Below are 280 nucleotides of genomic sequence, written 5' to 3'. Positions count from 1 at the left end.
ATCATTGGTCAGTGTCCGTACATCCGCCTCACCCACTTGGTTGATGCCTTCGTAAGCCTCGAGGGCTGCCGGGGAGAGTGCGGCCATCTCGTTTTTCAGCCCCTGCCAGTGCCCGGCCATAGCCTGTGCAATAGTTCCACCGGAGGCCAGCTGGTCATTCGCTCCTGCGGCAGAGTCCCCGGCTTCCTCCAAGGCACTGCCGGTATCCTTCACCGCTTTCTTCAGTTCCTTTTGCTTCTTGGCGGCCTTGTCCACCTCGGTCACGGTGACCTTGGTCAGT

Annotated in this window: 1 protein-coding gene; it reads right to left on the bottom strand. The window is 60.0% G+C overall.

Going from position 1 to position 280, the window contains the following annotated elements; genetic code table 11:
• Positions 1-280: hypothetical protein (locus E1189_RS23265; RefSeq protein WP_196221089.1), on the bottom strand; the 280-nt coding region annotated here is incomplete at both ends.

It is taken from the genome of Parendozoicomonas verongulae (assembly GCF_009711465.1).
In the GTDB taxonomy this organism is placed as follows: Bacteria; Pseudomonadota; Gammaproteobacteria; order Pseudomonadales; family Endozoicomonadaceae; genus Sansalvadorimonas; species Sansalvadorimonas verongulae.
The sequence above is the reverse complement of the archived record's forward strand: the minus strand, read 5'-3'. Positions and strand labels throughout refer to the sequence as shown.